The organism is Selenomonas sp. (assembly GCF_052169755.1).
Taxonomy (GTDB): domain Bacteria; phylum Bacillota; class Negativicutes; order Selenomonadales; family Selenomonadaceae; genus Selenomonas.
In genome coordinates, this window is the sequence record NZ_JBQNBV010000108.1 from 1 (window position 1) to 6,876 (window position 6,876).

The following is a 6,876-nucleotide window of genomic DNA, read 5'->3' on the forward strand; positions in this document are numbered from 1 at the left end:
TCAAGAAATATCGCGCCATTTTCGAGTATTTTGATGCCTTGCTGATAGGTCTTACAGCTACTCCCAAAACAGATGTCGATCACAACACCTATGATTTTTTCGATCTTGAAAACGATATGCCGACCTTCGCCTATGAGTATAAAGAGGCTCTTGCAGACAAATATCTTGTAGATTATCACTGCATTGAAAAACTCTACAGCATTCCCACCGAGGGCATAAGCTATGATAAATTATCGCCGAAGGACAAGGAACGCTATGAGGACGCCTTTGACGAAGATGATGACATGCCGGATTTTATTTCCTCCTCGGAAATGGATCGGGTATATTTCAATGCGGACACCACGCAGCGAGTTCTTACCGAAATAATGCTAAAGGGGCTAAAGGTGGAAGGCGGCGACAAACTAGGCAAGACCATCATCTTTGCTAAGAATCACAATCATGCCGAGTTTATCAAGAAACAGTTTGATAAGCTCTATCCCGAGTACAAAGGACATTTTGCGCGAGTGATTGACACCAAGGAAAAGTATCGTAAAAAACTATTAGAGGATTTTGAAGACAAAGATACGTTCCCGCAAATCGCCATCTCCGTGGACATGCTGGATACAGGCATAGACGTGCCGGAAATTCTCAATTTAGTGTTTTACAAGCCTGTGTTCTCAAAAGCCAAATTCTGGCAAATGTTCGGACGCGGCACAAGACTCTGCGCGGATTTATTCGGTCCCGGTGAAGACAAAAAAGAATTCTATATCTTTGATTACATGGGAAACTGCACCTATTTTACCAACAACCCCAAAGGAAAAGAAGTCGATGGAGCGCCATCCCTCTCTGAACTCACCTTCCGTTTGAAGGTGAAGATGATGCAGGAACTGCAGGCAATAGAATACCAACAATCCGATCTGATGGAATACCGAAAAGAACTGGTAGATGAAGCTCTAGGAGCCATTTCTGCCTTAAATCCGCTACAATTCCAAGTTCGCCAAAACCTCGAATATGTGGAGAAATTTTCCAGCCCAAAAGCGTTTGAGTGCTTGGAAGTAATATCTTCAGAGGAACTCGTGCACAACATCGCCCCGCTGATTCCTGCCGCGAACGAGGATGAATCAGCAAAACGACTGGATGTAATCATGTATCGCATGATGCTTTCCAGAGCGCAGCACGATGATAAAACTTTTGACAGATACAGCAGACAAATCCGTCTGATTGCCGGGAAACTCTCACAGAAAACCACCATACCAGATGTGATGAAGTCCTACGATACGCTGACGGCGATATCAACCGAAGAATTTTGGCAAAACGCCGGCATTATGAAGATAGAGAGTATCCGCAAGGAACTGCGAGGACTCATGCAGTATCTGAAGAAAGAAATGAAGCTGAAAGAAATCAATATCACGGATGCCGTTATCTTTGAACGCGAAGGGGAGCGACTAGGAACGGACAACACATTGGACGATTACTATGAACGCGCCTCCCGCTATGTGAAGGAAAATGAAAACACGCCCGTTCTCGTAAAACTCAAGAATAATCTTCCTCTCGATGACAGCGACATCGCTACCTTAGAAAAGATTTTTTGGCACGAAGTTGGCAGCCAAGAAGAGTATCAAAAAATGCTTCCGGAAGAAACGCAGGATATGCCTTTGGGAAAATTCGTCCGAAGCCTTACAGGACTTACACAGGAAGCAGCGCAAAAGGCCTTCTCTGCTTTTCTTGACGAAAGCGTATATAACGAAGAGCAACTCTGTCTCGTAAAGTGCATCATGGATTGGTTGGTACAAAACGGCACAATGGATCGCCAAGACCTCAGCGACAGGGAAAACCTTGGCGGTCTTTCCATCGGCGAAGTTTTCGAGCCAAACATGATTAAAAACATCCTCGCCGTCATCGATGGCATCAACACCAATGCTGCGCCTAAGGCAGCCTAGCATGTACGGAACAAAAATCACGCAAAACATTGACCGATGAGATGGCGAGAAAAGGGGCTGCATTTCCGACTCCCAGCCATTCAGGCAGAAAAGCTATTTTCATAAAATGAGAGTTCATTCAGCGATAATCTCCAACTTTTAGCTAGGAGGATCCCTATGATCGTTTCCTGCGGCGAAATGGAACTCGCCTACTTAAAAGCGAAGGACAAGAGGCTCGGCGCCGTCATCGACAGTCTTGGCGTGCTGCAGCGTCCTGTACATGACGACATTTTTTCCTCGGTCGTACATCACATCCTCGGGCAGCAGATATCGACGAAGGCACAGGAAGCCATCTGGGAAAGACTTTCTTCGAGAGTTGATACGGTGGACGCAGCGCATTTGCTCGCCCTTGGACGCACGGAGCTGCAAGCCGTCGGCACGAGCTTTCGCAAGGCGGATTACATCTTGGACTTTGCGAGCAAAGTGGCAAGCGGCGACTTCAACATCGCATCTTTAGAGACGATGCCGGATGCAGAGGTCATCGCTGCACTCTCTTCGCTCAAGGGCGTCGGCGCGTGGACAGCGGAGATGCTTTTGATCTTCACGCTCAAGCGTCCCGACGTACTGAGCTTCGGCGACCTCGGCATACAACGCGGCCTTCGAATGCTTTACCGTCATAGGGAAATCGACCGTAAGAAATTCGAACGATACAAAAAGCGATACGCTCCCTACGCCAGCACTGCAAGTCTCTATCTCTGGGCAGTCGCAGGCGGCGCCATCGAGGGGCTGACTGACCCTGCTGCAAAAGCAAGGCAGGGGGGCGCTGCCCGTCAGAAACCGAACAAACAGCAAAATGCCGATACGGCAAGGGAGCCGCAGCAGCCATGAAATCATCGCTGCTGCGGCTCCCTTGCTTGTATCTATGCCACTCTGCACGAATCCATCAAACAAAGTATCCGATCCATCTCCTGCGGCAGACGGCGGCGGCATTCCGCTTTCAGCGCTTCGGGCACGCCGTAGAAGGCTTCGGCAATGCTGCCCGCGATGCAGGCGACCGTGTCCGTATCGCCGCCGATCGATACGGCATTTCGCACGGCATCCTCGAAATCCGTGCTTTCGAGGAACGAAATAATCGCCTCGGGCACGGATCCTTGGCATGTAGCATCCATCGAGTAAAAGGGGCGAATCTCATCGAGCGTACGCGACAAATCGTAACCGAACTCCCGCACGATATAATCCTTGATTTCTTCCTTCGACTTTCCCTCGCGCGCGAGGAATATAGCGCTCGCCGTCGCCTCTGCTCCCTTGACGCCCTCCGCATGATTATGCGTGACGACCGCCGTCTGCCGTGCAACCTCACGCGTCCTTGCGAGCGTATCATAGAGCCAGCCCGCAGCGGCGACGCGCATCGCCGAGCCGTTGCCGAAGCTGCCGTAAGGCGCCGGCTCATCGCTCACCAGCCAGTGGCGGAAGAGTCCGCCGTAGCCGACGCGCGGATACCGTCTGCCCCAAGCTTGCATCGCGCGAACGACCGCCGCACAAACCGCCGCTTCGTCCGCCTCTTCTCCCACTTCCAACAAAGCGTCCGCCACGGCGATCGTCATCACCGTATCATCCGTAAAGCGCGAGCCTTGGCTGAACAGAGGAAACTCCTTCGTCTTGCCGCCGCGGTCAAATTCATACGGCGAACCGATCATATCGCCTAAAATCGCTCCATACATAAGACTGCCTCCTTTTCATTCATGCAGCAACAAGGATTCGTATCACCTTACATCCATAGTATAACCAACGACATGGACAAAATTTGTCCATGTCGGAAAATCTCTACACTTTTTCCACCAACTGCCGCACGAAGTCCGTCGCAGGATGCGCCTCGATCTCCTCGGGCGCGGCGAACTGCTCGATGCAGCCATCCTTCAAAATGAGGACGCGCGTACCGAGGCGCAGAGCTTCTTCGACATCGTGCGTGACAAAGACGATCGTGAGACCGCCGCGTGCATGGATGGCGTGGATCTCGTCCTGCAGCTGGCGGCGCAGCAGAGCGTCGACCGCGCCGAACGGCTCGTCCATCAGCAGAAGCTCGGGCGATGCCGCCAAGGCGCGCGCGATGCCGACGCGCTGCTGCTGCCCGCCCGAAAGCTCGGCAGGGTAGCGTCCGCCAAGCTCTGCGGCAAGGCCGACGATCGCCATCCACTTCGCCACTGCCTCGCGCGTACGCGCCTTGTCGCTCTTGTTCCAGAGGTTCGGCACATAGGCGATGTTTTCCTCGACCGTCAGATGCGGGAAGAGCACGCTGCCCTGAATCGCATAGCCGATCTTGCGGCGCAGCTGCACGAGATCCGCCGTCTTGAGACTTTCACCGAGCACCGTGATCTCGCCCGAAGACGGCTCGACGAGTCCGTTGATCATCTTGAGAAACGTCGTCTTGCCGCCGCCCGACGCGCCGAGCACCGTGATGAACTCCCCGACTTCTATCGAAAGATTCAAGCCGCGCACAGCCTCTGCACCCGCGTAGGATTTACACACATCTCGAAATGTAATGACCGCGCTCATCGGAGCACCCCCTTTTCTTCTAAGAAGCGGCGTGCAACCGCACGCGGCTCCTCGCCGCCCGACTCGACTGCATCATTCATCTGCGCCATCTCCGCTTCCGAAATCAGCCCATCAAAATTTTTGAGCAGATCGCGAAGCTCCGGATGCGCAGAGAGAGCTTCTTCGCGAACGACCATGCCGCATTCATACGAAGTGAAAAAATTCTTATCATCGTCAAGCACAACGCCGTTCGCCTTGGACAGCCGCCCGTCCGTCGTGAAGACGATCAAACTATCGAGCTTTCCTTCATCAAGCGCCTGATACTTAAGCCCAATATCCAAATCAATCGTCGATGCGAAATTCATGCCATAGGCGCGGCACATCGCCGGAAAGCCGTCCTCGCGCTCGAAGAAATCATACTGCGCACCAAAATTCATCTGCGGTGCGACACGCGCGAGATCCGAGTAGGTCTTGAGATGATACCGCTCAGCGAGATCCCGACGCACGAGAATGCCGAACGTATCGTTGAATCCCGTCATGCCAAGCCATTCCATCCGATAACGCTTGCGGTACTCATCACAAAGCTCATCAAAGCGCGATTCATCGTAAATGTCCGTGCGCTTCAAGACCTTGAGCCAACCCGTCCCTGTATACTCAGGATAAAGGTCAAAGTCGCCATGCTCCATCGCGGGCATGATGTTCGATGTGCCGCCGCCGACGCCCGGCGTCAAGGCGACCTTGAGCCGCCCGTCCTGCTCAATGACGAGTTTGAGCATCTCGCCGAGGATCAACTGCTCCGTCATCGGCTTCGTCGCAATGCGGATGACAGCCACCTTCGTGCTCTGAAAGAACGCGTATGCGCCGCCCGCCGTGATGAGTGCGAGCGAAACCGCCGCAATTTTACGCCACGAGCGCCCCTTCACACCGCTCCGACGGCGAAAGGCGCGTTTTTCCACGCGCGATAGACCGGTATCGGCAAGGAGCGCCAGACAAGCGATGAGGAGCGAGCCGTCGAAGGCGAGCGCCGCATTGTTCGTCGTGATGCCGCGATAAATGGCGATGCCGAGGCCGCCCGCACCGATAAAGGACGCGATGCCCGCGAGCGCGATCGTCATCGTCGTCATGTTGCGGATGCCTGCGAGAATGACGGGCATGGCGAGCGGCAGGGCGATGCGTCTGAGCACCTGGAAGCGTGTCGACCCCATGCCGACCGCCGCCTCGATGAGGAGCGGATCGACGTTCTTCAAGCCCGTATGCGTATTCTTCACCATCGGCAAGAGCGCATAGAGTGTCAAGGCGATGATCGCCGTCGTATTGCCAATGCCCGAAAAAGGCAGCAGAAAGCCGAACATCGCAATCGAGGGGATCGTGTAGAGAAAGTTGACGACGAGCAGCGTCGGCTGCGCGATGCGGTCAACCTCGGCGATCAAAATGCCCATCGCGCCGCCAATCACGATGGCAAGGACGATCGCCACCAGTGATATGGCAATATGCTCCAACGTAAGCTGCAGAAAAAAATCGCCGCGCTCCTGGAAAAGTCGTATCATCTCTGAAAACATGGGGATTCCTCCTCAATCACTACTCGCCGCCCAGCCTTTCGATCGCTTCTACAGGACAGCTTTCAAAACAAAGTCCGCAGTGCAGGCAGTGGGCGTCCACAATCTTGTACGGCTCGCCCTCTTCGATGCACCGCTGCGGACAGACCGCCGCGCAGGTGCCGCAGCCAATGCAGTCCTCGGTGATGCAAAATCCCTTTTCCTCGCGCTCTGCACTGTCGAAGGAAATGCTCTCACGATAAATCGGACTCTTGCCGAGGTCGAAGAATTCGAGTCTGCCCTCCGCGATGACGAAGGCTTCGAGGATGTAACGCGCCTCGCCCGGATAGACGCCCTCCATCGAGGGATTCTCCTGAAAGATGCGGTCGATCATCGCCTTCTGCTCGCTGTCCGCAAGCCTTTCGGCACTTCCTGCAAGACGCACCGTCTGCCATTCCTTGTTGAGCCCCGTGACGGCGACGGCAGGATTCGCCATAAGTTCGGCATAAAAATCCTTGCCGCGCGCCGTACAGAAGTAAAGCCTCCCCTCTTCCACCAGCATCACGTCGATGATGCGCACGGCTGGCGCTCCCGTACGATCGATCGTCGCAAAGGCGCAATCACGGATATTGCGCAGGATTTCCAGATATTCTTGAACGTTCATCCTATCATCGCTTCCCATTATCGTTCTTTCGCACGCTTATTGTAACACAGTATTTATTGTAATGTCAATAATTACATTATAAATATTCCTTGACCATCTGGATATCACACATACCATCAAGAATGCTTGCATCGCACGGCTCTTAGTAACGCCATTCATCATCGTCACTCAGGAGGCATAAGAAAAACCGCCTGCTCCCACAAGGATTGGGCGGTTTTTATAAACCAAATCATCACAGGGACTGTGT

At 53.5% G+C, this 6,876-nt stretch carries 6 protein-coding genes; 2 read left to right on the top strand and 4 right to left on the bottom strand.

Features of this window, described 5'->3' with window-relative positions:
• The coding region (locus ACTTKG_RS08005; RefSeq protein ID WP_442673696.1) for a type I restriction-modification enzyme R subunit C-terminal domain-containing protein at nucleotides 1–1,919 on the top strand (1,919 nt) is incomplete at its 5' end.
• Nucleotides 1,920–2,075: 156 nt separating this feature from the next.
• Nucleotides 2,076–2,786, top strand: a complete 711-nt coding sequence (locus ACTTKG_RS08010; protein ID WP_442673697.1) for a DNA-3-methyladenine glycosylase family protein — start codon at nucleotides 2,076–2,078, stop codon at nucleotides 2,784–2,786.
• A 32-nt stretch (nucleotides 2,787–2,818) separates the two neighbouring features.
• Here ACTTKG_RS08010 and ACTTKG_RS08015 read toward each other — a convergent pair whose 3' ends face one another.
• From ACTTKG_RS08015 to ACTTKG_RS08030, 4 genes are all read right to left on the bottom strand, one after another.
• The gene (locus tag ACTTKG_RS08015; protein WP_442673698.1) at nucleotides 2,819–3,619 is read right to left on the bottom strand and encodes an ADP-ribosylglycohydrolase family protein; all 801 of its coding nucleotides are present in this window, start codon (nucleotides 3,617–3,619) and stop codon (nucleotides 2,819–2,821) included.
• Nucleotides 3,620–3,722: 103 nt separating this feature from the next.
• The gene (locus ACTTKG_RS08020) at nucleotides 3,723–4,451 is read right to left on the bottom strand and encodes an ATP-binding cassette domain-containing protein (protein WP_442673699.1); all 729 of its coding nucleotides are present in this window, start codon (nucleotides 4,449–4,451) and stop codon (nucleotides 3,723–3,725) included.
• Nucleotides 4,448–5,989 (bottom strand): ABC transporter permease/substrate-binding protein, encoded by a 1,542-nt coding sequence (locus tag ACTTKG_RS08025; RefSeq protein WP_442673700.1) that lies wholly within the window; start codon nucleotides 5,987–5,989, stop codon nucleotides 4,448–4,450. Before ACTTKG_RS08025 ends, ACTTKG_RS08020 begins: the two co-directional genes overlap by 4 nt.
• 19 nt (nucleotides 5,990–6,008) lie before the next feature.
• Nucleotides 6,009–6,629, bottom strand: a complete 621-nt coding sequence (locus ACTTKG_RS08030; protein WP_442673701.1) for a pyridoxamine 5'-phosphate oxidase family protein — start codon at nucleotides 6,627–6,629, stop codon at nucleotides 6,009–6,011.
• Nucleotides 6,630–6,876: the final 247 nt, after the last annotated feature.

Excerpts from the sequence above, each read along its gene's own strand:
- ACTTKG_RS08020 (WP_442673699.1), bottom strand. The coding sequence starts at position 4,451 with ATGAGCGCGGTCATTACATTTCGAGATGTGTGTAAATCCTACGCGGGT.
- ACTTKG_RS08015 (WP_442673698.1), bottom strand. The coding sequence starts at position 3,619 with ATGTATGGAGCGATTTTAGGCGATATGATCGGTTCGCCGTATGAATTT.
- ACTTKG_RS08010 (WP_442673697.1), top strand. The coding sequence starts at position 2,076 with ATGATCGTTTCCTGCGGCGAAATGGAACTCGCCTACTTAAAAGCGAAG.
- ACTTKG_RS08025 (WP_442673700.1), bottom strand. The coding sequence starts at position 5,989 with ATGTTTTCAGAGATGATACGACTTTTCCAGGAGCGCGGCGATTTTTTT.
- ACTTKG_RS08030 (WP_442673701.1), bottom strand. The coding sequence starts at position 6,629 with ATGAACGTTCAAGAATATCTGGAAATCCTGCGCAATATCCGTGATTGC.